The 25,454-nt window shown below is 34.5% G+C and carries 24 protein-coding genes; 8 read left to right on the forward strand and 16 right to left on the reverse strand.

The window, feature by feature from the left end; translation table 11 throughout:
• Positions 1-160 precede the first annotated feature (160 nt).
• Positions 161-1,057: a hypothetical protein gene (locus LHL71_RS05535; protein ID WP_227360806.1), complete on the forward strand. Its 897-nt coding sequence runs from the start codon at positions 161-163 to the stop codon at positions 1,055-1,057.
• A gap of 25 nt (positions 1,058-1,082) precedes the next feature.
• Here LHL71_RS05535 and LHL71_RS05540 read toward each other — a convergent pair whose 3' ends face one another.
• From LHL71_RS05540 to xrtG, 4 genes are read right to left on the reverse strand one after another with little or no spacing between them, the layout of a single operon-like run.
• Entirely contained in the window at positions 1,083-2,666 is a 1,584-nt protein-coding gene (locus LHL71_RS05540) for a TIGR03766 family XrtG-associated glycosyltransferase (RefSeq protein WP_227360807.1), read from the reverse strand.
• A gap of 10 nt (positions 2,667-2,676) precedes the next feature.
• A complete protein-coding gene (locus LHL71_RS05545; protein WP_227360808.1) occupies positions 2,677-3,018 on the reverse strand; it encodes a hypothetical protein in 342 nt (113 codons plus the stop codon).
• Positions 3,006-4,364: a TIGR03111 family XrtG-associated glycosyltransferase gene (locus tag LHL71_RS05550; RefSeq protein ID WP_227360809.1), complete on the reverse strand. Its 1,359-nt coding sequence runs from the start codon at positions 4,362-4,364 to the stop codon at positions 3,006-3,008. The genes LHL71_RS05545 and LHL71_RS05550 overlap by 13 nt, the downstream gene beginning before the upstream one ends.
• A 2-nt stretch (positions 4,365-4,366) precedes the next feature.
• Positions 4,367-4,936: an exosortase family protein XrtG gene (gene xrtG / locus LHL71_RS05555; RefSeq protein ID WP_227360810.1), complete on the reverse strand. Its 570-nt coding sequence runs from the start codon at positions 4,934-4,936 to the stop codon at positions 4,367-4,369.
• A 134-nt stretch (positions 4,937-5,070) separates the two neighbouring features.
• On the opposite strand from xrtG, the gene LHL71_RS05560 reads away from it, so the two are divergent.
• Positions 5,071-5,265: a hypothetical protein gene (locus LHL71_RS05560; protein ID WP_227360811.1), complete on the forward strand. Its 195-nt coding sequence runs from the start codon at positions 5,071-5,073 to the stop codon at positions 5,263-5,265.
• Positions 5,266-5,325: 60 nt separating this feature from the next.
• The gene (locus LHL71_RS05565) at positions 5,326-5,703 is read left to right on the forward strand and encodes a DUF1304 domain-containing protein (RefSeq protein WP_227360812.1); all 378 of its coding nucleotides are present in this window, start codon (positions 5,326-5,328) and stop codon (positions 5,701-5,703) included.
• A 39-nt stretch (positions 5,704-5,742) separates the two neighbouring features.
• Here LHL71_RS05565 and LHL71_RS05570 read toward each other — a convergent pair whose 3' ends face one another.
• Both LHL71_RS05570 and LHL71_RS05575 read right to left on the reverse strand, forming a co-directional pair.
• Entirely contained in the window at positions 5,743-6,735 is a 993-nt protein-coding gene (locus tag LHL71_RS05570; RefSeq protein WP_227360813.1) for an NlpC/P60 family protein, read from the reverse strand.
• Between the two features lie 162 nt (positions 6,736-6,897).
• Positions 6,898-8,124 (reverse strand): hypothetical protein, encoded by a 1,227-nt coding sequence (locus LHL71_RS05575; protein WP_227360814.1) that lies wholly within the window; start codon positions 8,122-8,124, stop codon positions 6,898-6,900.
• Positions 8,125-8,271: 147 nt separating this feature from the next.
• On the opposite strand from LHL71_RS05575, the gene LHL71_RS05580 reads away from it, so the two are divergent.
• Complete coding sequence (locus LHL71_RS05580) at positions 8,272-9,408, forward strand: alpha/beta hydrolase fold domain-containing protein (protein ID WP_227360815.1); 1,137 nt, start codon at positions 8,272-8,274, stop codon at positions 9,406-9,408.
• Between the two features lie 30 nt (positions 9,409-9,438).
• Here LHL71_RS05580 and LHL71_RS05585 read toward each other — a convergent pair whose 3' ends face one another.
• From LHL71_RS05585 to LHL71_RS05600, 4 genes are all read right to left on the reverse strand, one after another.
• Positions 9,439-10,110 carry a M57 family metalloprotease gene (locus tag LHL71_RS05585; protein ID WP_227360816.1) on the reverse strand — a complete coding sequence of 224 codons (672 nt, stop codon included), beginning with the start codon at positions 10,108-10,110 and terminating at the stop codon, positions 9,439-9,441.
• A complete protein-coding gene (locus LHL71_RS05590; protein ID WP_227360817.1) occupies positions 10,111-10,635 on the reverse strand; it encodes a CvpA family protein in 525 nt (174 codons plus the stop codon).
• A gap of 148 nt (positions 10,636-10,783) precedes the next feature.
• On the reverse strand, positions 10,784-12,055 hold the full coding sequence (locus tag LHL71_RS05595) for an oligosaccharide MFS transporter (protein ID WP_227361622.1): 1,272 nt from the start codon (positions 12,053-12,055) through the stop codon (positions 10,784-10,786).
• 83 nt (positions 12,056-12,138) lie between these two features.
• Positions 12,139-13,116: a glycoside hydrolase family 43 protein gene (locus LHL71_RS05600; RefSeq protein WP_227360818.1), complete on the reverse strand. Its 978-nt coding sequence runs from the start codon at positions 13,114-13,116 to the stop codon at positions 12,139-12,141.
• Positions 13,117-13,342: 226 nt separating this feature from the next.
• Between LHL71_RS05600 and LHL71_RS05605 the strand changes: the two genes are divergently transcribed.
• Complete coding sequence (locus tag LHL71_RS05605; RefSeq protein WP_227360819.1) at positions 13,343-14,251, forward strand: ArsR/SmtB family transcription factor; 909 nt, start codon at positions 13,343-13,345, stop codon at positions 14,249-14,251.
• A gap of 19 nt (positions 14,252-14,270) precedes the next feature.
• On the opposite strand, the gene LHL71_RS05610 is transcribed toward LHL71_RS05605, so the two are convergent.
• From LHL71_RS05610 to LHL71_RS05630, 5 genes are all read right to left on the reverse strand, one after another.
• Entirely contained in the window at positions 14,271-15,347 is a 1,077-nt protein-coding gene (locus tag LHL71_RS05610) for a GntR family transcriptional regulator (protein WP_227360820.1), read from the reverse strand.
• 135 nt (positions 15,348-15,482) lie between these two features.
• Complete coding sequence (araA, locus tag LHL71_RS05615) at positions 15,483-16,907, reverse strand: L-arabinose isomerase (protein WP_227360821.1); 1,425 nt, start codon at positions 16,905-16,907, stop codon at positions 15,483-15,485.
• Between the two features lie 47 nt (positions 16,908-16,954).
• The gene (locus LHL71_RS05620) at positions 16,955-17,683 is read right to left on the reverse strand and encodes an L-ribulose-5-phosphate 4-epimerase (RefSeq protein WP_227360822.1); all 729 of its coding nucleotides are present in this window, start codon (positions 17,681-17,683) and stop codon (positions 16,955-16,957) included.
• A 17-nt stretch (positions 17,684-17,700) separates the two neighbouring features.
• Positions 17,701-19,302, reverse strand: coding sequence for a xylulokinase (locus LHL71_RS05625; RefSeq protein ID WP_227360823.1), 1,602 nt, complete (start codon positions 19,300-19,302; stop codon positions 17,701-17,703).
• Positions 19,303-19,314: 12 nt separating this feature from the next.
• Positions 19,315-20,724: a sugar porter family MFS transporter gene (locus LHL71_RS05630; RefSeq protein WP_227360824.1), complete on the reverse strand. Its 1,410-nt coding sequence runs from the start codon at positions 20,722-20,724 to the stop codon at positions 19,315-19,317.
• A 374-nt stretch (positions 20,725-21,098) separates the two neighbouring features.
• Here LHL71_RS05630 and LHL71_RS05635 point away from each other — a divergent pair, with 374 nt between their 5' ends.
• Both LHL71_RS05635 and LHL71_RS05640 read left to right on the forward strand, forming a co-directional pair.
• On the forward strand, positions 21,099-22,160 hold the full coding sequence (locus LHL71_RS05635; RefSeq protein WP_227360825.1) for an aldose epimerase family protein: 1,062 nt from the start codon (positions 21,099-21,101) through the stop codon (positions 22,158-22,160).
• Between the two features lie 14 nt (positions 22,161-22,174).
• Positions 22,175-22,786: a sugar O-acetyltransferase gene (locus LHL71_RS05640; RefSeq protein ID WP_227360826.1), complete on the forward strand. Its 612-nt coding sequence runs from the start codon at positions 22,175-22,177 to the stop codon at positions 22,784-22,786.
• Between the two features lie 38 nt (positions 22,787-22,824).
• Here the strand turns inward: LHL71_RS05640 and LHL71_RS05645 are convergent, their stop codons facing one another.
• Positions 22,825-23,697, reverse strand: a complete 873-nt coding sequence (locus tag LHL71_RS05645; protein ID WP_227360827.1) for a LysR family transcriptional regulator — start codon at positions 23,695-23,697, stop codon at positions 22,825-22,827.
• 117 nt (positions 23,698-23,814) lie between these two features.
• Here LHL71_RS05645 and LHL71_RS05650 point away from each other — a divergent pair, with 117 nt between their 5' ends.
• Positions 23,815-25,452, forward strand: a complete 1,638-nt coding sequence (locus tag LHL71_RS05650; RefSeq protein WP_227360828.1) for a malolactic enzyme — start codon at positions 23,815-23,817, stop codon at positions 25,450-25,452.
• Positions 25,453-25,454: the final 2 nt, after the last annotated feature.

The following is a 25,454-nucleotide window of genomic DNA, read 5'->3' on the forward strand; positions in this document are numbered from 1 at the left end:
TAACTGGGTTAATTGTACACCCCCTTAATTATCCTTAAGTTTACACTTTAGTAATATAAATAACAAGTCATGTTATTTGTCAAAGTAATTACAATTTGAATACATTCGTAACTATCCCTATAATAGTTAATTAGCATTCTTTTATATAGGAGTTAATTTTATGAAATTATCAAATAAAATCATTAAAAAGACTGGCATGGGTTTTTTAGTGCTGATTCTTATGGTGTTCATTGCCATTTTAAGAGCCGACCGAGAAATTATTTTGCCAGAAATCGCCGCAATGATTGCGGGAATGTGGATTTATGAAGAACCTAGTTGGATTAATAATCCTTATAAAATATTTTTCATTCCCTCCGGTACCGCCATTATCGGCTTTATTATCAATCAATTTAAAATTAATTACTCCCTTAAAATAATTCTTTCAGCAACTTTTATGATGATGTTTTTAATGGTAACTAGATCGACTTTGGCCACTTCCCTAGCAACTGGTTTCTTACCAATTATTGTTAATGCCACTGAATTTTCATTTTTAATTGCTATCTTCATAACTACCTTTATAGTAATGATGGGAGTCTTAATTTCAGCTGGCCAACCTAAAATAGCAGCTAAGCAACCGATCAATTATTTAAATTACTTTATTTTTTTATTGTTATTAATTATTTGGGTAGGATTTACTCAGTTAATTGACCATGCTCAAATGGGAGTTATCCCTCCCGTAATGGTTACCTTTTTTGAAGTATTAAATAAACCAAAATACCGGTTTGACTTATTAGTCCGACAAATTTTCGCTTTATCACTGGCCGCTTTAATTAGTTGGTTTATTTTTCAATTTACCGCTAATTGGTTAGTGACCGTTACTTTAGCCTTACCTTTAATTGTACTAATGCTAAAATTTCTAAGTTTAAAATTACCAGCTGCCTTTGTCTTTCCCTTTCTAATCATTGTATTACCAGCCAATATGGCCCAAGTCTTACCGCTATCAACTTTTATTTTAGCCACTATTTTTCTTAGTACGACTTATTTACTTAAAAACCAACATAAAAACTCCAATGGGTAGCTAGCTATATCCATTGGAGTTTTTATTAGTTATCTGGTTCAATTTGAACATTTTTAGCATGACCATAGCGCCAAAGCTTATTAATTCTCCGTGCTCGCTTCAAAAAGTTCTTCCACGACAAGGAGGCCATAATAATGAAACATGGTAAATATTGAATTAGGTAACGACTACGCCCACCTTCAAATAATAGTAAAAACATAAAGCCACCAATTAAGGCCAATCTAAGCATCAACATTTGTTTAGACTTATTCCCATAACCAAAACCAATAATTATTAAAAAAGCTAACCAACCAATTTGAGCTATAAAGCGAAAATCAGCAATATGGCGTCCATATAAATAGATATAATTTTTAAGCCAATTACTGATGCCATGTGACTTAGGCTTTTGATTTTCCATGAAAAAGTGACCTTCTTTAAGCCAACCAAACGTTCCATCGGCAGTATTATTGCCTTGTTTTTTTATCAAAAAGGCCGCATACCCCCATGGTTTTAATTCTTTTAAGCGTTGCTTAATAATATTTTTAGAATAATCACTTTTAGCTTTTTTATTCGGTAATAAAACCATTTCTAAGGCTTGATGGGCATCGTATCCCCCATCTCCACTAATTCCCATACTGGCAAAATGAATGGCGGGAATATTTCTAGCGGAATCAACTGAAATATAATTTTGTTTCGCAACCGTTTGAGAAATTGCATAGTAAGTTCCCGCACTACTTGCCAATATTATTAAAGTACTTAGTAAAGATAAACGAATCTTTTTCCAAATTATTCGATTCATATTAGGTAAAGTTTGAATCATTCGAATAATGACCATCGCAATTACCGGAATAATAGCAGAAGGTTTAATAAAGTAAGTTATTACCACTAAGGGACCAAATAAAACTAGCGCAATGATTTTATTAATTAACTTCACTCGATGACTAAGCAAAATAAAATAACACAACAAATATCCCGATACCCAAGGCAAAACCCAGGTATCAGTGTAGGATAAAATAATGCTAGGAAATAAACATAGGCCTACCGCTTGGACATAGACTGCAAAGGAAGTCACCTTTTTAGAAACTACATTTACACTAGCAATATTTAGCAATACCGATAGATCGACTAATGCTAAATTTATGTAATCAAAAAATTCCCAAGAACTATGACCAAAAGTAGTCACAATCCAATGCATGACTAGCATGACCGGTAAATTATTTTGATTTAAACTAAAGTAAGCCATCACATCAGGTTCTTTGACATGTTGGGCATTGGTGGCGGCATAGTGCAACATCCCCGCATCAAACCCATTGGCTGGATGAACATAGTGAACAAAAATGATTTGAAATATTATCGCCAATGCTAACACAATGTAAGAAGTTAGATTACGATTTTTAACAAAGATATAGTTCAATAGGTTTTTAAATGGTGTAAAGGTAAAGACAGAAATAATAAATAAAATACTAATTAAAATTAAAATAGTTAGGGTAATCGTGGTACTAGTTCCAAATTTACTATTATCACCTAGAATTAAATTAGGTGAATTATATGCAAAATATAAAGTTAGACTAATTAAAATTACCCAAATTACATTTATGGTATTAATACTAAATGAATATAATTTTTTCATTACGTTAGCCTCAAATATTTGATCTAGTTATTTTATATTCCACCATGGGAGAACTATTTACCGATAAAGAAATCAAAGTACTATTGATTAATTCATTACTAATATCTTCAAATAATTCATTAGCCATTTTTTCGACAGTGACCATTTCTCGATTATCTAATTTAAGTTTAAAATTAGCAATTACATTCTTCACCGCTACGTATAATTTATCATCTTGAACCCCTTCACCGGCTTCAAAATCACAATTAATTTCCCAAGTATAGGACTTAGGAATAATGTTGGTATCTCTCACAATAACTCGATCGGTATTAAAAAAATAATGCATATCATAACTTTTAATTAATTCTGCCACCATCTAATCACCCTTTCTGTCAAAGCTTCAAAATCTGATTTTATAATACGTTGGATTCTCTTAAAAAAGGTTTTTAATTCTTGATCATTCCACTTAGTGGTTTTGGTAAAGAAATCGATAATTCCAATTAAACGGATCCAAAAGGTAATAAAACTATAGGCCGGATAAGTAAAAATCACCTGCCAATTAGCCTTTAAAAATTGCCGATTTTTAGATTGAGACGGCATAATTATTAAACAGCCTATCCAATATAACAAAGCTAAAATAATATAGACTAAATACAACAGGATATAAGAAACAATTACGATGGTTGCCGATAAATGCATTGATATCAGCATAATACTCGAAAATAGCCAGATAACTTCCATAAAGGCAAAGGTATTATCGAAAACTAATTGGCGAACTATAAAGTTATTAAAAAAATTTTTAATCTTAAAATTTAACTTAGAAAAGTTATTTACAACTTCTAATTCTCCTCGTTGCCAACGTTCACGCTGGCGGTATAACGATTCAAAACCATCAATGGGATCCGTATAAAAAATGGCATCCCGACAATATCCCACTTTACTTTCCAAATCACTTCTAACTTGAAAAGTTAAATCCGTGTCTTCAGCAATCGATCCCGTATTGTACATTTCCGTCTGCAATAAGGCATCTCGGCGATAGGCTGCAAAGGCCCCTGACATAGTAAATAGTTCATTTGATCTAGCGGCATATTTACGACCGAAGAAAAATATTTGGCAATATTCAAAAAATTCGGTTGTTTTAAAAAACGAACGACCCTTTATTTGCTTTTGATCGGTCAATACCGTACCACCAGTAGCAGCTAAATCTGGATGATCTTCTAAATCTTTAACGATTTTTTCGAGAGCTCGTGAATCTAGGCGACCATCACTATCAATATTAATAATATATGACCCGACCGACCGATAAATTGCGGCATTTAAAGCACTCGCTTTACCTTTTTGCGTATTCACATATTGCATCATTAGATTCGGAAAATGCTTTTGGATTTTAAAAAAGGTTTCCCTTAAGCCATCTCCACTCTCGTTATCAGCCACAATTATTTGAATTTGTTCATCAGGATAAGTAGAACTATTGATAGATCTAAGACATTCCCATAAAGTTGGCGATGAATTATAAACGGGAATAATGACTGTAATAAATGGAAATTCTTTCAACTTACCAATTTCATCAAAATTAAATTTCTTTAATAGGTAGTCTTTTAGGACAATAAATTCAACATATAACTTAGGAATTACTTCAATTAAGAATGGAATGGTTAACCAACTCATCCAAAAGAAAATATCAAAAATGGTTTTTTTTAAGTCATTTCCCAGATACATTATTAAAGACTCCTTCTATAATTAACGGCTGAATATGTAAAGGCCTGATAATACAAAATTACTAAAAGTACATAAAATACCATGCGTCCGGCAAAAGTATTAGCCAAATAAAATGAACCATTACCAAAGACATACACTAGGCTAATTACCACAACTAATCGAATTATATTGGCAAAATAGAGCCAGACTATTCCAAATAATCCCCATTTTAGTTTTTCTTGTCGATTAAAAATTGGGTAAAAATAAACTAACGAAATAAACGCCGTCGTTTCCATAATACCGGAATGTTCATAATCAATTGACATAGTAATCGGCGCTGGATTACAAAAGATTTCAACCAGGCCGGTATATGTGTCAACTCGGCAGATATTTATTAGCTTACTAAAATTGTTCACGCCCTCAACTATTGCATGTGTGAAAAGCCAAACCCAATAAGGCCGACTAATCGTAAGTAGAATTACAAACATTCCAATACTACCAAAAATAAAGTAAAGAGCCGGGGTTTTGGATCGTCGCAATACTGATAACAGGTATAACCACACCAAAATAATTATTAAAACTAGGTTACGCATTTTACTTAACCCCTTCGATTTAAATTAATACTTCATATTCGATTATATCCATGTTAATTACTTAAAACCATAATTTAGCTCATGGCGAAATTTACCCAACCAAAAAGACCTCGCCAATTAGCGAGGTCTCTTAATTGCGAATTAAAAATGCAATTCCCATAATTACAATGATTGGTAACACCAACCACTTAATCAATAAAAATCCTAAAATCATTAAAATTATAATTGGTAAAATTCTTAAAGTTGACCCTAACATTTTAATAAAAAATATCATTATTAAAATGAATAATAAGGTAATGATCAATTCAATTCTCCTATTACTGTTATAATATTTTTAACAATGATAACACTTTTTAAATTTAAAGCAATCATTTCCGGGAGGATTAAAAATGTTAAAATTAATTTCCGATATTATGATTATTTTTGTTGCCGTCGAGGCGCTTTTCATTATGTTATTAGAGATGTTTGGGAGTACTTCTAAATTAGCTCAAAAAGCTTTTGATCTTGATTTAGATTACTTAAATCAACCCGAAGCCAAAGTTAGTATGCAAAACCAAGGTTTATACAATGGTTTTATTGGGCTAGGAATTTTATTGGTGCGCTTTGCTTTTCCCGTTGATGCTATCTATCCAGGTTTATTACTATTTATCGTATTTGTTATTATTGCAGCATTATTTGGAGCCATCACGGCTAATAAAAAAATTATTTTTACCCAAGGACTACCAGCAATAATTAGTTTAATTTTGCTCTTGATTAGCCATCAATAAATAAAAAACCTATTACTAAATTAGTAATAGGTTTTTTATTTATGCTACTCGACGAATGCGATAATTAAAGTATGATTTCCATTCTTTTTGTAAAAGAGAGGAAACTCCTACCCCACCAGTATCTGAAGCCGGTGAATCATGTAAGAACAAATGATTACCTAAATATATCGCTACGTGACAATTTACTCCTTCACCTGGTGCTGTGAAAAAGAAAATATCACCACGTTTCATATTCTTATAGCTAATTTTTTTACCTAATTTAACTTCCGAATATGTAGTAGCTGTAGCCGTGTTACCCAAACGTACGCCAGCTTTAGCGTAAATATAATGAATAAAAGAAGAACAATCAAATGATCGACGCGCAATATCATAGGAGTTACGACCGCCGCCCCAATTATAAGGTGATTTACCAACTAATTTTAAACCAGTGGCAATGGCTTTTTCGACCTTTTTATTATTCCCCTTAAGGGCGTTTAAATCTCTAAACTTAACCGCTTGGGCCTTAACCCAATAAGTTTTACCGTGTTGTTTAAAACTAATGTAACCCCAACTTTTATTATTATTTAAATCATCACGTTTTATACCTGTTATGTATTTACTTAATTTTAGGCTTTTAACTGTGCCCAAACGTTTATCCCCCAAAACACTAGCAGGTGCTGAATATAATTTAGTATTAGTACTATTAATCGTTAACTTATAACGATAATTGCAAGTTTCATATATCTTGGTATAAAAAGCTCCGCGCTTAATCCAACCAAATTGTTTACCTTGGTAGTCAACTTTGTAAAAATACCCATGTTTATTATGAGTTTCTTTGCTAACATGAACTCTTTTTAGATAATAGGCTGTTGAAGTTCTGCTAGCTTTAGTTAATTTTGTGGGACTTCGATAAAAGCGATAGTGCTTAGATAAAATTTGTTTAGTTTGGTTTAAATTAGTAGTCTTAGCACTGGCCTCTAAATTACCCCCAAAACTACTAAAAACTAGTATTAAACTAAATGCTAATAGCATAAATTTTAATATTTTTTTCATATATCCTTCCCCATTTATAAATATTTTGATACAAAAATAATATACCCTAAACTAAATTTTATTACAATTTTGTTATCTCAATAATAAATTATTTTTCAATAAAATTTGTTACCAAATTAAAAAGATAGCCCCTTAGGACTATCTTTTTAATTAGTTTCTATACTAAGCAAAATTAATCGAAATGTTGGTAATATTTCCGTCACTATCTCGCTTAACTTCCATTGTTACTAACGACTTATTGATCTTACCATTACTATCAGTATAAGAATAGTAAATTGGTGCTTCACTTTGACCAAATAATTTTTGAGCTACTTCTTGATCAGTAGCATTAGAAAAGATTGGTAAGTGTTTAGGTGATCCATTAAAACTATTAATGGCATCCCTATTACCCGCCAAAGTGTAATCACTGTCAGGTAATTCAGTTCCATCACCTACAATTGTAACGATGGCTTTTCCTTGACTATCAAAGCTAACTTTTACTACCCCAGTTGGTAAATTATCGCCTAGATCTAATCGAGTTCCATCCCCTAAAGCCTGTTTAATTTTAGCTTGATTACTTGCACTCTTATCATTAGCATCATATTGATAAGCATTAGCCGTCTTTACTTGATTACTATAAACATAACGAGCCATATACTCTTTATCTGAACTAAGTCCCTTAACCTTTACAACTACATCCGTACTGGATAAGGCGTTAAAGGAGACAATATTTTTATCAGTTGAACTGTCATTTTTGGTGGTTAGATAACCGCGCCAAATCCAACCCTTTACCTCAGGGTATTTATCACTACTTACATAATAATAAATGCTACCTTCTTTGGTACGTTGAGCGGCTTTATTGACTTTTAAGGGTACGTTTAAATATTTTTGCGGATTAGTAACTATTTTTTTAACCTTATATTGTGTCATCGTAGGATAATTTCTAGTTACCGCTGCAGGATCGTTTTTAAAATAGTAATCGCCAGTTAATTTAGAACTATCAACCTTCTTAGTGGTATTAGCATACTTAATTCCACCGCCAAATTGATTTGTCTTGCTACCACCGTACACCCAGCCACGGTATTTACCATCAAAACTAACTACTTTGTAATAAACACTGTTTCTAGAAGTAGTAGCTATTTTATAAGCTCTAAAATAGCTTTTAGATGACGATGAGTTTTTTAAATTGTTCATTTGTGATTTGGTTAATATTAATTTTGCCCCTTTAAGGGTTCCAGCCTTAGTATATAATGCGTTACTTCCAGTTGGTAATACGTTACGGGTAGTTCCACTAGTTTTCATGTACTCATTAGTTTTAACAGTTGCATAACTTTTAGCAGATACACTTTGTCCAGCTGTAATCATTCCAAAGACTGCAGCACTAGCTAACAAAAAACTTATTTTTTTCATAATAACACCCCATTAACTATTTTGTGATGCCATTATATCTAAAGATATTATAATAATCCATCAAAACGACTTAATAATCAAATTACACCAAATTTTCAAATATCTCGTTTAAAATAGCCATAACAAATACTTTAGGGGGATTTTATTATGTTAACTTGGACACCAACAACAAAAGACTACTATAATAAATTAAATCGTTTACGTAAAAGCCCAGATTTTAAAAAAGATGAAAATGGGGTCATGAATCGAGTAGTTTCGGATACTTCAGTAGTTGCCGAATACTCAGTAGATGATTTTAATCTACATTTCATGCAAGATAATGGGGGCCCCTTTGCACCGGAATCTGAAATTATGAAACGTTTTAACGGCCCTAAACCCGACAGTCCCTCAGCACAATTTTGTTTCCAATGGCGTGATCAAATGGGATCAATGGGGGTAGACATTTCCAACGGCGTAACCACTACCAAGATTTACACCGACACTAATGAAATTCCAATTAGTGTCTATACTCCCGAACTTAAAGATCCTAACGAAAAATTAGGCGCCTTTATTGCTTACCATGGTGGTGGCTGGATTGGCGGTAACGTTTTGGTCAATGAAAATTTCTGTAAATATATTGCCCAAAAAGCACACTTACGAGTTTTTAATGTCGATTTCCGTTTTGCTCCAGAATATCCGGGCTTTACTTTAACAGATGATTGTTTTGAAGCTTTAAACTTTATTGTTGAAAATGCTGAGAATCTCCACGTTGATACCAATACCGTAGCCGTTTATGGTGATAGTGCTGGTGGAAATGTCGCAGCCGCAGTAGCCTATATGGATCAAAAAGCTGGTAATAAATATGTAACTCATCAATTAATGTGTTATCCCTGTGTTACTTTAGATAAAACTACTAATGATCAACTTTCTTGGCCTGAATCAAAATATCATTTAGATAGCTTCATGCAAACTAGATATCAAAATGATAGTGTCTTTTCATCTAAAGGAATGCCTGCCATTGTAGATGTTTATATTAATGGTGGTGATGCCAAAGATCCTAGATTTTCACCATATAACATGTCTGATGAAGATTATAAACACATGCCTAAAGCCTTCATTGCTACCGACGAATTCGATCCCTTAAGACCTTCTGGCTATGCCTATGCTAAAAAATTAGCTGGCAATGGAGTTTCCACCTACTATTCAAATTATCGTGGGATGACTCACGCATTCTTAGATAAATTTGGAATCTTCCCACAAGGTCAAGAATTCGCCGACCAAGTTGCTAAATGGATTAATAACTAATAAAAACGACTTCCCAATCGGAAGTCGTTTTTATTTATAAATTTCATGTAGTGCTTTTAAATCCATTGGTGAAAAATTGGTATGACCTTGATCGATCGGATACATTATTGAACTACGACTATAACTGTGATCCAACCCTAAGACATGACCAATTTCATGCATGGCAACCGACTCTTGAATACTTTCAGTATATTGGATATTTAAGCCTGCTTCTCCATGATTGATCGCAAATCCATTGCCCCCAATTAGTGGGTATATCTGCGGACCTCCTAAACCTAATTCAATAGTTCCATTGTCATTTTCACCAGGTTTATCGTATACATAAAATTTTATTTGATTTTTTTGATTATCTAACGCCTTTTTTTCATAATTTAGTTTCACTATATGAAGCTGATTATATTTTGAAACTGCCTTAAAGAACACTTTTTTCACAGGAATTGGAACATTTTTAGCGAAATAATAATTATATTGTCGTTTAAGCCGATTTCCATTAACCACGGTTTCAATTGGCGTATTATCACTAGTGTCTTTAATGGCGGTTTGGCTAGCAATAGTTGCATTGATTTCAGTTTTAAAAATCGTCGGAATTACCATTAAGCTTCTAATACGTTCTCCAATAACTTTAACCGAATTTGGCTGGACAAACATATTTAAAGAAAGTCCTAAAACTAATAAAACCAAAATTCGTCTAAACCATTTCATTTAATCCCCTTCTTTTACTTGTAAAATGAATTTATCAAAGGTTAATTTTGATAAAATAGGGGTATTTTTTACGATTGTTTGAAGTATGGGGATTTCTTGATATTGTTGCTTAAACCAAGTTATGGGGGTTGCTAATAATATATTTAACAAAACAAAAATTAATAAATAGCGTTTTAAGCCGCCAATCATTGCACCCAACAGTGAATTTGTAAAATTAATAATCGGTAAATTAGTGAGTGAACCTAGTAAGCTACCGATCGCCAAATAAATCCAATAGCTAACACTAAACATTAACGAAAAGGCTAAGATATTTATAATATAGATCCATTGAACATCCATGGAAATTTTTAAAACTTTTCTAGTCAGTTGAATAATTACTTCAGATAATGTTTGAAAATAGTATATGGCAAATATAAATGCTAGGAATAAGGCAATAATTTGGACAAATTGACTGATAAACCCTTGATGATAGCCCATCACTAATCCGCCCATTAAGATTATTAGTGTCACTAATCCTAGTATCATTTGCTTACCTCCTCTTAATAATCACTACAACTTCCTTGTCGTTATTATATGATAATTAATCAATTTACTAACTGATTTAGCTTTCCAATATTAATATTCATAATTCTAGCCAATAAAAAAATCCGTTGCTTAATCGCAACGGATTTTTTTATCTTAATACATGACCTTCAGAATCTCGTTCTCCAGCCTGTACCGGATTTTCTTTTTTCAAGAAGAACATGGCAAAAATAGTAATTACAGCTACCACAATTCCCATGTAAATATAAGTGTGTTGATAACCTATTGAATCGTACAAACCACCAGCAACTGAAGAGAAAATAAATACCGAAATTTGTTTAGCGAAGTTAGATGCCAACGCATAAATGGTTGCATATAATCTAATGTCAAACGCTCCGGCAATGTATTTCATAATTGAAGTTAATAATAGTGGCATTTCTAAACCAGCTAATAATCTAAAGCCAATAATCCAAATCCAGTTTGGTGATAGCGCTGAACCAATGATTCGAATAGCTGTGATAAATCCATAAATAATTAGTCCATTTCTTGAACCAATTTTATTAATAATTAACGGCATAGGAAACATTAGTAAAAATTCTATGGCAGTTTGTGCCGAGGTCATATAACTATAGGCTAAAGTTCCCTGTGCTGCGGTATGAAAGAAAGTTTTAAAGAAAATAATAAACTGTTGGTCAAATACGTCATATAGAGCTGAGGCACCCATGTAAAAGATAGCTAGTACCCAAAGATTTTTTAACTTAAATACGGAAAGAACCGTCTTCCAATTAAGCGAATCTGAAGTATCTCCTGCAGCTGACGCATTGTTAAGATTAATTTTGTCAGAAAATACTAATAATCCTACCAAAATAATGGCAGCTAAAGTACAAATCCAAAAAATTGAATTAGGACTCCAAATAAATAATCTTCCGGCAACTAAGGCAGCTACTATTCCGGCTACTGAACCACCTACTCGCGAGTGAGCATACTCAAAATGATTAGCTAGACTTGCTCGTTGAACATATTGCTCAATAACTGATACACCACCGTTAAGCACAAAACTTAAAAACGCTCCGGTAATAATAGCGGCTAAATAAGAATTAATATTTAACAAAGGCATAAATAGCCATTGGAAATAAGGACCAATAAAGATTCCAGCAATCGCAATAGTTAAAATTAAATTCTTTTTAAACAATAGCTTGTCTGAAATTACACCAAAGAATGGTTGATAAATCAATGAAATTCCCGCCATCATTGAAAATACCGCTCCGGATTCAGCACCATTGAGGTGGCCAACTTGTTCCATCCAAAGGGTTAAATACCCATTAATAACGGCCCAAATAAAGAAATAACTAAAGTGGGTTAATGGAAACCCCCAAAAGTTAGATCCATGTTTAGAGCTGCTTGCTTGATCAATTGATTGCATTTTTTTAGGATCAGTTCCAGTTACTGCTCCTTCATTAGTACTTGGTTCATTTGTATCCATATTCTTCCCCTTCTTTTACTTTTTTATTGATAGTTATAAGGTACGGGTTTGCCAAAATTAGGTGTCCCGTCAGCATTCCAATTAAACACTTGGATCTTAGTGTGACGATTAGGATCATATAATGGATCGCCTTTAATATCGGTATAATCACGACAGTGGTAAACTAAGATATCCGTTTGGTCATCTTCAGCCACTGTAAAAGAATTGTGTCCCGGACCATATTGATGTTCTGCCATGTCACTTTGAAATACCGGCTGATCAGTTTTTGACCAATTATTAGCATTTAATAAATCCGCATCTTCTGGGATGCTTAACATTCCCATGCAATAATTTTCATCTGTTGCACTAGCTGAATAAGTTAAAAAGTATTTACCATTTCGATGAATAACCGCCGGACCTTCATTGACTGAAAAGATTTTAGTTTCCCAATCATATTCCGGTTTAGAAATCATTACAGGTTGAGTTTTTAGCGTCCAAGGATTTTCCATTTGAGCTATGTAAAGATTAGAATTACCAGCAATTTGTGGATCTTTTTGAGCCCAGACATAGTACAATTCTCCATCCCGTTCAAAACAAGTTGCATCTAGTGCGAAAGTATCCATGGGAGTTTTGACTTGGCCATGTTCTATCCAATCATCTTCACTAGCCATCGGATCGGCTTGATCACATTCAATACAAAACATGCGGTGTTGAAACATTCCATTTTCATCAAACGCAGTCGTGTCCGAAGCAGCAAAGTAAATAAACCACTTGCCATCGATATAATGTAATTCTGGTGCCCAAATTAATTGACTCATTTCACCAGTTTCATGCTTACGCCAGACGGTTCTGGGGGCGGCGTGAGCCAAACCAGCTAATGTTTTGGACTTTCTAATTTCGATTAAATTATATGCAGGTACCGAAGCAGTAAAATAGTAGTAACCATCGGTATGCTTATAGATATATGGATCTGCTCTTTGCACAATCAACGGATTAATGTATTGATCACTTTTAATTGTCATATTTCCTCTAAACCTTTCAAAATTTTTATTATTTATACGTATAAATTATTTTTACAAATTAATCATAAAATTATATGTAATCGTTTTCAATATTTTGAAGAGAAGTTTTTGGATTTTTTTATGTACAATTAACATTTATGTTATACTAATCACAGTTAATTAAAGCGCTATCATAATTGAATTCATATTTTTATAAATTTTCCGTTTAAAAGGGGTCCGGATAAAAATGGATTTAGACATTTCTCAAGCTTCACTTCCCGTATATAAAGCACTGGCTAGTGAAGTACGTTTAAAAATCATCGACTTACTATCAACCAGAAATATGAGTGTTCAAGATTTATCATCCGAACTAGGGATTAGTAGTTCCATTGTTTTAATGCATTTAAACAAATTAGCAGATGCTAACATCATTAAATTTCGATACCGGGGTCATCGTAAGTTATCCATTCTAAATATCGATAACATCCACATTAGTTTTCCTAAAAAGGTTTATCCGGATTTTTCTTCCTACACAGTTCGAGTGCCAGTAGGTCAATACACTGGATATGCTGTTAAACCATCTTGTGGATTAGCTGGCGAACATAACTTTATTGGTAAAGTCGATCAGCCAACCTATTTTATGGATCCTAAACGAGTCAACGCTCAAATGATTTGGTGGAATAATGGCTATGTAGAATATCAATTTCCCAAGTATTTTGAAAATATTAATCACGTTGAAATGTTAGACATTTCTGCCGAATTAGGGTCTGAATTCCCATTTTCCAATAACGCCTGGCCTAGTGATATTTCTGTATTTATTAATGATAAGGAAATCGGCTTTTGGACTAGTCCGGGAGATTTCTCCGATACTCGTGGGAAGTTCACTCCTGATTGGGTCCCTGATAACGTTAATCAATACGGAATTTTAAAAACTTTTCGGGTTACTAATCATGGAAGTTATCTAGATGGACAACCTTTATCAGATATTTCTCTAAAAGACATAAAAAACGAATCTGATACCATCACCATCAGATTTCAAATTAAAAATAGTGCCAAACATAAAGGTGGTTGTACCATTTTTGGAGCCGGATTTGGTAATTATCCTCAAGATATTGAAATGAAAGTTTTCTATAGCAAAAAAGACCAAACTGCTTAAAAGCAATTTGGTCTTTTTATTATTTAGTGGAATTTCTAATAATTAATTCTGGATCATAGCTAATTGATTTAATATCTTTACGATGTTGGATTAGATCTAATAATAATTCGGCAGCATCATGACCCATTTTTTCTTTTTCATGAGTTAGAGTAGTTAAACTAGGATCAATATACTGACTTAATTGATAATTATCAAATCCAGCTACTGAAATATCATCCGGTACTTTTAGATTAAGGGAACGGATTAAATCAATAATTTGAATAGCTAGTTTATCGTTGTAACAAACAATGGCAGTAGGAGCATTTTCACTATTTAGATAACCTTCAATGCGACTAAAAACGTCGTTTAATTTATCAGAAGATTGGTACATTAGTACTTGAGATTGGATAAAAATATCCGGATTTTCCCGGTAAGCTGATAGATAACCATCCATTCGATTAATTCCCTGAATATCATCAACTTGGAAGACTCCCAAGATACGCTTATGTCCTTGTTCAATTAAATAATTAGTGAGGCGCTTTTCCCCACTTCTATCATTAGTGGTGACTGATAAAAAGTTATCTTCCATGCCTGGATAAATGGCATTAATAAATACAGTTGGAATTTGTAGCTCCTCAATCCGTTTATATAAATCGCGATTGGGACTTTCCAAAGCACTTTGAGTCGGTTCAATAATTAAGCCCGCAATATTTCGATCAAGCATTGCTAGCAAAGCCTCACGCTCACGCTTAGGATCATTATGAGTATTGCTAATAACGGTCATATAACCGTTATCGGTAATTGTATGATCAACGCCACTAATAATATTAGGAAAAATATAGTCAGCGATATGGGTGGATAAAATACCAATAAATTTTTTATCGGTTGGACTGATATTTTTTTGTTTCCAGTCATCAGCAAACATCCCCCCACCTTGAATTCGATAAATATAGTGATCATTTTCTAGATCGCCAATTGCCCGACGAATTGTATAACGGCTGACCGAATATTTTTCCATCAATTCAGATTCCGTGGGTAACTTATCATTGATAGCGTAGTACCCTGAGGTAATTTTTTCTTTTAAATCTTGTCTTACTCGTTCATATTTGGTTATCATTTTAGGTAGCTCCAATTTATCAAATATCGAATTACTTATATATAACATTATGCCAGTAAAACATGCAGATGTCTTCAAATGTCTTCAAAAAAAGACTTCAACCTATAATTAGGTTGAAGTCTTTTTACTTAATCATTAATCAATTTGGGTTGATTTAATGCCAAACATTACGGCTAAATCAGCTAATTGTTCTTCAGTAATAGTTAATGAGAAGATGGTGTGGTGACCACCACCAGCATGGATCCATGCAGTTGCTCCAGCCTTTAAACCAACTTTTGGAGTCCATAATTGTTTAGCAACTGGTAAGTTTGGAGTTTCTTTTTCTGGCTTGTTAGCGTTAACTGCATAACTAATCATGTTAAAGCCATCGCGGAAGTCTGAAATAGTTACGTCAACCCCTTCTCCTTCGGTACCAGTAAATACTAATCTAGCAGGATCTTCTTTACCACCAATGTCTAATGGGTGAACTTCAATTCTTGGTTTATCAGATGCTAATGTTGGATCAACTTCAAGCATGTGTGAACCTAAGATAGCTTCGTGACCTTTACGTAAATCTAAAGTGTAGTCTTCCATAAAGGCGGTTTGTTTATTGTGGCTCAAAACCTTTAATAAGCGACCAAAGGCAGCTGATTTCCAATCACCTTCGGCACCAAATCCATAACCTTCAGCCATTAATAATTGAGTTGCTAATCCTGGTAATTCTTCCATGCCGTATAGATCTTCGAAGTTATCAGTGTAAGCAGTGTAACCACGATCATCCATGAAGCGTTTCAAACCGAAGTATTCACGAATTTGATATTTAACTGCGTGTTCGTATTTTTCTTTAGAGTTGTCACCTTGGTTCATAGTATACATTTCGGCTAATTCAGCATATTTTTTATCAATATCGGCATCAGAAACCTTGTTCATTTCAGCAACTAAATCACCAACTGCAAAGTAATCTACAGTCCAGCCCATTTTAATTTGAGCTTCAACTTTATCACCATCAGTTACGGCAACGTTTCTCATTTTGTCACCAAATGAAGCTACTTTAATCTTGAAACTTTCGTTGTAAGCTACGGCTACATCTTCCCATGAAGCAATTTCTGCTTGGACTTCTTCGTCACCCCAGTAACCATAAACTACTTTGTTGTTAATGCCTAAGCGAGCATTGATATATCCGTATTCACGATCACCATGAGCACTTTGATTTAAGTTCATGTAATCAAAATCAATGGTGTCATAAGGAATATTGTTTAGATATTGAGTAGCTAAATGAAGTAATGGTTTTTGTAATAATTCAGTCCCACGAATCCAGTTTTTAGCTGGTGAGAAAGTATGCATCCAAGTCATTACCCCAGCAACTTCATCGTTGTAATTAGCTTCTTTCATAAATTGAGTAATACCATCAGCAGTAGTCATTACGCCTTTATAAACAATTTCGTATGGTAATTTACCAGTTGCATTTAATTTCTTTACGATATCTTCAGCATCCGCACCAACTTGTTTTAATTGGTCTTCACCATATAAAAATTGACTACCTGTAACAAACCAGAATTTGTAGTTTTGTGTGTTCATCATAATCATAATCCCCTTTATTAGATAATTTATTTTTTAAATTTTAAAACCTATTTGTGTGTAGCATGTTCTTTAGATTTAGCATTATTTTGACCGTAATAAGCGTTAGCACCATGTTTACGGTAATAATGTTTATCTAAAAGATATTGTGGAACGTGAATCTCATCTCTAGTTAGTTGTAATCCGTGATAAGCAATTTCGGCTGAGACTTCTAATACTTTAGCGTTATAAACTGATTTATCCGGAGTTGGTCCCCAAGCAAATGGACCATGTTGACTAACTAGGACAGCCGGAACTGCATCTGGATCGATTCCGCGTTGTTCAAATTCATTGACAATATCGATCCCGGTATTTAACTCATACCCTTCTTTAATTTGGGCATCGGTTAGGGCTGGAGCACATGGAATATCACCATAGAAAGTATCAGCATGAGTGGTACTTACGGCTGGAATATCCAACTTAGCAGCTGCAAACGAGACGGCCCATGGAGAGTGCGTATGGGTAATTCCACCAATTGTTGGAAAATGGTTGTAAAGATAAGTATGTGTAGGTGTATCTGATGAGGGATTCATATCCCCTTCGACAACCTCACCCTTTAAATTAACTACGACCATATCAGATGGTTTTAAATCACCGTACTCAACTCCAGAAGGTTTGATTACAAACAACCCTTTTTCTCGATCGATTCCAGATACATTTCCCCAAGTAAAAGTTACTAAATCTAATTGAGGTAAACGCATATTGGCATCGTAAACTTCTTGTTTAAGCTTTTCTAACATAATAGCCTCCGTAAGTTTTAATTTTTAAGCGTTTTAACTGCTTCGCCTTCAACTGGTAAAGCGGCTTGATAATTAGTGATAAATTCTTGATAACCTTTAACTCCAGCAGGTTCGGGACTAAGAGTCATTGATTCCGGATCACTAAAGACTTGTGAATCTAAGAAATCTTCTAGACTTTGACCGTTACCATTTTTAACAAAGTTAGCTAAGACGGCCATTCCCCATGGACCACCTTCACCAGCATTTTGCATGATGGTGATTGGAATATTTAAGGCGTTGGCCAAGACTTGTTGACCAACTACGGGAGTCTTAAATAGACCACCTTGAGCAACCATTACGTCTGTTTTAATTCCCTCGTCCTCAGTTAAGATATGCATCCCAATTTCTAGTGGTGCAAAGGCTGCATACAACTGGGTTAACATAAAGTTTGGTAAATTAAATTCACTATTGGGAGTTCTCACAAATAATGGTCGACCTTCTGGCATGTTAGTAATATTTTCACCAGATAGATAACTATAGTTAACTAGTCCCCCGGCATTAGGATCTGAACGAGTTGCTTCTAAGAACAATGTTCCATAAAGCTTGTTGGGATTAACCTCAATCCCTAGTCGTTGAGCAAATTCACCAAATAATGATACCCAAGCATTAATATCTGATGAACAATTGTTAACGTGAACCATTGCAACTGGTGATCCATCCGGAGTAGTTACCATATCAATATCTTTATGCACCGCTTTTAATTCTTGGTCTAAAACCACCATTGAAAAGGCTGAGGTACCAACTGAAATATTTCCCGTACGTTTTCTTACACTATTGGTACCAACCATTCCAGTACCGGCATCCCCTTCAGGTGGTGCAATGACACTACCGGCTTGTAAATTACCACTTAAATCAAGTAACTGAGCACCTGATTCAGTTAATTGACCAGCTTGTTGGCCGGCAACTAACACTTTTGGTAAAATTTCATCAATTTTCCAATCGTATTTTTTAACTTGATCTAGATCATTAAATTGGTTAAGCATGCGTTGATCATAGGTCTTAGTGTTGGAATCAATTGGAAATACCCCGGAGGCATCCCCGATTCCTAAGACTTTTTCACCGGACAACTTCCAAGTTACATATCCAGCTAAAGTAGTAATAAAATCAATTTCTTTAACGTGCTCTTCATCATTTAAAATTGCTTGATATAAATGAGCCACACTCCAACGTTGTGGAATGTTAAAGTCAAATAACTTAGTAAGATCATCAGCAGCTTGGCCAGTAATGGCATTTCGCCAAGTTCTAAATGGAACTAATAAATCATTATTTTGATTAAATGCAAGGTAACCGTGCATCATAGCACTAATTCCGATTGCATTAATTTTAGTAATTGCTTGATGGTATTTGCTTTGAACATCTGCGGCTAATTGAGTATAACTAGTTTGAATTCCGTGCCAAACTTCATCCATTGAATAAGTCCAGATTCCATCGACTAACTGATTTTCCCAGTTATAACTACCGCTAGCGATTGTGTTAAAATCATCCGTCATTAAAACGGCTTTGATATTAGTTGAGCCTAATTCTAGTCCAAGGGTGATTTCACCATTGGAGATTGCTTTAGAAGTTTCGATTAAATTCATTGTGAATTCCTCCTATTTACTTTTAGCGCTAACAGTTTTAGAAGAGTGATGTTTATTAGTTCCTTGTTCTTCAATTTCTTCAAGTGAACGACCACGAGTTTCGGGAACTGCTAAACGAACAAACATAACACCTAATAGACAAATGATTCCAAAGATAGCAAACACAGCTTCTTGTGACATAGCAGCGGTCATAATTGGGAATAATAAACCAACTAACCATGAACCAATCCAGTTAAATGATGAAGCTAAACCAGAAGCGCGACCTCTAATTTGTAGTGGGAACATTTCTCCGGTAATAACCCAAGTAAGTGGAGCCCAAGTAAATGAATAAAAGGCAACGTATAAACATAAGAAAGCTACAATAATCATGTTGTTCATGTTAGGCATCATCATTTTAAGTAATGAAGGAAGAATAAATGAACTTCCCATAACAATTCCACCCAGTGTTAATAAAGTACGACGGTTAAAACGATCAGCTAGTGGTAAGAAGACTAAGGAACCAATAACTAAAATGGCACCTTGAATGATAGGCCACATCAAAGCATTACTTGCAGCACTACCAGTTGCTTTTTCAACAATTAATGGAATGTAGTAGAAAATTGCATTGGCACCTTGGAATTGTTGAAAGGCTGCAACCCCAACCCCTGCAATAACTAAGTAGCGATACTTACCAGAGAATAAGGTACTCCATGAAGTGTTTTTAGCAGCATCAGCTTCTTCTTTAGAAGTAACTTGAATGTTAGCTAATTCTTCATCAGCTTCTTGATCGGTTGAACGTAAAATACCTAAAACTTCTCTAGCTTCATCAACTTTTCCTAAGTTAGCTAAGAATCTTGGTGATTCAGGTAATCTTAAAACTCCAAAGAATAAGATCAAGGCAGGAACTGCCGCAAAGGCTAACATAGTTCTCCAGGCCCAGTTTTCAGGTAAATCTTTTAGTAAGAAGTCCATAATGTAAGAAATCAACATACCAGAAACGATCATGGTTTGATTTAAACCAGAAAGCTTACCACGCGCTTTAGCAGGAGCCATTTCTGACATGTAAGTAGGAACTAAAGCCGAAGCAGCTCCGACGGCTGTACCTAAAATAGTTCGAACAATGATTAAGTAAATTGAGCCATTATTAGGAGCTAATCCAGATAAGATTCCTCCTAATGCAAAAATCAATGATGAAATCAAAATGATTTTTCTTCTACCTAATTTATCGGATAATTGTCCCGCAATCGCAGCCCCAAAAATGGCCCCGAACATAACGGCTGAAGTAATCATCCCTGTAATAGTTGGTGCATTTGCTAAATGCCAATCTGTTTGTAGAAATGGTAATGCCCCGGTCATAACACCAATATCATAACCAAACAAAATTCCCCCAAATGAACCGAAGAAATAAATAAAGGCACTAGATATTTTCTTTTCCTTTTTCATAATTGTTCCTCCCTTAATAATTGCAACTAACAAAGTACGAATTAATTTTTATAAAACCGCTTACAAACATAATTAAAAAAAATAAAAGCGTTCTTGGAAGTAGTTTCATATTTCAATATCTGTAGTTTAAAATATTTATCATAATAAATCAAGCGTTTTCATTTAAATTTATACGTACAATTTTTAACAGTTAATTTAGCATCCTTGCTAAATTAACTGTTAAAACGTTATAAAAACAATTCCGATTTATTCAATTTTTTATTGGTTTTATCAAGTTTTTTTCATTATTTAGCTAAAATATGATTCATTAATTGACTTATCCGTACCAATATTTTACGATTATATTGAAAACGTTACCAAAAGGAGAATTAATTATGTTAACAAATACCATTTCAGCAAATGTTACGTATTTCGGTGATTATAATGGACAAAAAATTGATAAATTATCATTAAGTAACGGCAATAACGTTACGGTTTCAGCACTTAGTTTTGGGGCAACTCTCTATGAAATCATTTCCCCAGATAAACAAGGCAAACTTTCTAATATCGTCTTAAATTATCCTAACGCGGCTGACTATCTCCAAAATCCCTTCTATGTATCAATGGCCATCGGTAGAACTGGCGGTCGTATTAAAAATGCCGAACTAGAATTAAATCATAAAACTTATAAATTAGAAGCTAATGAAGGTACTACTACCTTACATGGTGGTCCTCATGGTTTTAACACCCACATCTGGGATAGCCAAATCATTGACGAAGCTGGCATTCCTGCGATTCAATTTCACCGCCTCCAACGTCACAGCGAGGATCAATTTCCTGGTGATATTGATGTCACCATCACTTATCGATTAACTGAAGATAATACAGTTAAAATCGAACTAGCTGCTACCGCTTTAAATGAAGATACGGTGTTTAATCCGACTTATCATACCTACTTTAATTTAGGCGATTCAGATACTATTTTGGATCACGAATTAATGGTTGATGCCGACACTCATCTAGCCTTTGATGCTAATAAGTTGCCTACCGGTGAATTTATTGACGTTGATAATTCACCATTTGATTTTCGAAAACCTACCAGTTTAGGTAAAGCTATTGAAGCAATGCAAAATACCAAAGAAAAAGGTTTCGATGATATTTTCAAAATTAATGAAACCAATCAAGGCCAAGGAATTGCGGTATTAAGTGATCCCAATTCTGGACGTAGTGTCACGATTAATTCCGATCGAAATGGTTTGGTAGTCTTCACCGCCAATTCATTTACCCACGACCATATGAATCTAACTAAAACTAATGGTTTAGGAATGCCTTATGAAGGAGTAGCTTTAGAAGCACAAAATTTACCTGATGCTACTCGTTTTAATGACTTTGGTGACATTGTTTTACCAAAAGGTGACACCGTTGCCCATGAAATCGACTATCATATTACGTTTTAATTTAGGAGATCATTATGACAAATAAACAACCTAGTGAGCCAAATATTGACGAATTAAGCAAGAAAGATATTTTTGCAAAATTAGCGGATGGCGATTGGTACCAATATGGCCATGAACCTAAACTACAAGCAATCGTTAAAAATAGTGCTCAAGTAATTCAACAAATTAACGATGTGGCCAAAGTCGACGACGTCAATGCGCGTAAGATGCTAAGTGATATCGCTCCTCATATCGCCGATAACGCCGAAATTTACTTTCCCATTTCCGGCATTGAATATCCACAAAACCTTTATATAGGTGATGGAACCTTTATCAATGCCAATTTACAGATATTAAGTGCTGGTAAAATTACTATAGGTAAAAATTGTTTCATTGGTCCAAATTGCCAGTTATATACGCCTAACCACCATCCCTCCAATAAACTTTTAAGACGGGCCGGTTGGCAGTATGATTTGCCAATTACCATTGGTGACGATTGTTGGTTCGGCGGTTCGGTAATCTTACTTCCCGGAGTGACCCTCGGAAATAACGTAGTCGTTGGGGCTGGTAGTGTAGTTACTAAAGATTTTCCAGATAATACTGTTATTGCTGGTAATCCGGCTAAAATTATTAAACATACTAAATAAAAAAATCCCAATTACCTATATTAAGTAATTGGGATTTTTTATTTAATTTGCTTGGTGATTTCAATTAACTGTTGTTCCACCTTAGTTAACTGATAATTTCTACGGTAGACTAACGAAATATAAAAATCAGGGACTGAATTAATTAATGGAATATTTTTAATTCCATCAAAGGGACTAATTGCTACATCGGCTAACAAACTAATTCCGATATTTTCTGCAATCATATTTTTCAAAATTGATAAATCATTAGTCTGTTGTAAAATCTGGGGATAAACCTCGGTAGTCGCACACAATTCATCAAAAATTTGTTTGTGAACAAAGCCTGAGTTAAAGATAACAAAGGGTTCATTAGCTAAATCAGCAAAATCCACTTGATCTAATTGGGCCAGTTCATCATGTTCACTAACCACAATACTAATTGTACGTTTAGTAATGGGAATGGTGCTTAAAGCTACATCATTAATCGGCTGTCTTGTTCCAATCAGTGCCAAATCAATTCTACCTTTTTTTAATTGCTCTAGGATTTCTTGCGAACCATCTTCGACTAATTCAATTTTGGATAGAATTCGTTCAGCTTTTAAGGATTCAGCCAAACTAGAAAAATACACATTGCCAATCATTGGGGGTATTCCAAATTTTACTTTTGGATTATCTAAACTTTCAATATCGATTTTAGCTAAATCTAATTCTCTTACTACCCTTTTCAAATGTTCATTTAGCCGCCACCCTGCCAAGGTGATAATCATCGTTTGTCCGCGCTGGCGTTGAATTAATTGCATACCATAAAAGGCTTCTAAGCGTTTAATAGCATACGATATCGTCGGTTGGGAAACTCCAAAGTATCTGGCCGTTGCCCGAAAATTTCTTAACTCGATTAATTTCAAAAAATATCTAAAATCATTGGTATTCATTATTGTCCTCCGTGATAAGTATATTTTATCAAAAAAGCACCATTTGACTATTATTTTTTATTTAGAATATACTAGCAAAGAATTTTAAATTAAATCTACTTAAAAGGAAGCCGAACTATGCAAGCTGAAGAAATTTTACTAAATCCATTTTTAAATAAAGGAACTGCTTTTACTGCCACTGAACGCGATAAATTTAAATTAAATGGTTTAGTGCCACCAGCTATTGAAGATATTAATACTCAAGCAATCCGAAGCTATGCCGAATATCAGCATAAGTCATCTGCACTAGAAAAGCGTCTATATCTGATGCAAATCTTTAATGAAAATCGCACACTATTTTATTATTTGTTTAGTAAGCATGTTGCGGAATTTATGCCAATCGTTTATGATCCTACGATTGCTGATACAATTGAGCATTACAGTAATTTATATGTCCAATCCCAAGGCGCCGTCTTTTTATCAATTGATGATCAAGAACATATGGAAGAGGCCATTATCAACGGAGCCAATGGTCGTGACATTCAATTGATAGTCGTTACCGATGCCGAAGGAATTTTAGGAATTGGTGACTGGGGAACTAACGGGGTAGATATCGCTGTAGGTAAACTCATGGTATACACTGCTGCAGCTGGGATTGATCCGGCTAAAGTCTTACCCGTAGTTTTAGACGCCGGCACTAATAATGAAAAATTACTCAATGACGATTTATATTTAGGTAATCGTCACAAACGGATCTACGGACCAACTTATGATCAATTTGTGGATCGCTTTGTCGAGATTGTTGAAAATCAATTTCCTAATTTATATCTTCACTTTGAAGACTTTGGTCGTCGTAACGCTGACCAAATTTTGAATCGCTATAAAGATAAAATTCTTACTTTCAATGATGATATCCAAGGTACTGGAATTATTACCCTAGCCGGAATTTTAGGTGCCCTAAATATTTCTAAAGAAAAACTAACTGATCAAATTTATCTTTCTTTTGGTGCCGGAACAGCTGGGGCAGGAATCGTTAACCGAATTTATCAAGAAATGCTTCAACAAGGTTTAACTCCTAAAGAGGCTAAATCTAGATTTTATTTAGTTGATAAACAAGGCTTATTATTTGATGATGATCCTACTTTAACTCCGGCTCAAAAACCATTTGCTCGTAAACGTAGCGAATTTACCAATGATCAACAACTCACCGATTTACTATCAGTCGTTAAAGCCGTCCACCCTACTATCATGGTTGGGACTTCCACCGTTGCCGGAGCATTTACTCAAGAAGTCGTTACCGAAATGGCTAACCATACTAAGCGTCCCATTATTTTCCCCATCTCTAACCCTACTAAGCTAACTGAAGCCACGGCTAAAGATTTAATTCAATGGACGGATGGTCGAGCCTTAATTGCTACAGGAATCCCTTCTAAACCAGTTGAATACAAAGGAACCACTTACCAGATTGGTCAAGCCAATAACGCTTTAATCTATCCAGGATTAGGTCTGGGAGCTATTGCCGTTAATGCTAAATTACTGACTGACGGGATGATTTCGGCAGCAGCACATTCTTTAGGTGGAATCGTCGATGCTTCAGAACCGGGAGCAGCCGTACTACCTCCTGTAAATCGTCTCACTGAATTTTCTCAAACCATCGCCCAAGCGGTTGCTCAAGCCGCTGTTGATGAAGATATGAATCAACAACCCGTTAAAGAGGTTACCCAAGCTATCAAAAACCATCAATGGACCGCTAAGTATCAAAATTTATCTAAATAAAA

The sequence above is a fragment of the Lentilactobacillus laojiaonis genome, assembly GCF_020616595.1.
In the GTDB taxonomy this organism is placed as follows: domain Bacteria; phylum Bacillota; class Bacilli; order Lactobacillales; family Lactobacillaceae; genus Lentilactobacillus; species Lentilactobacillus laojiaonis.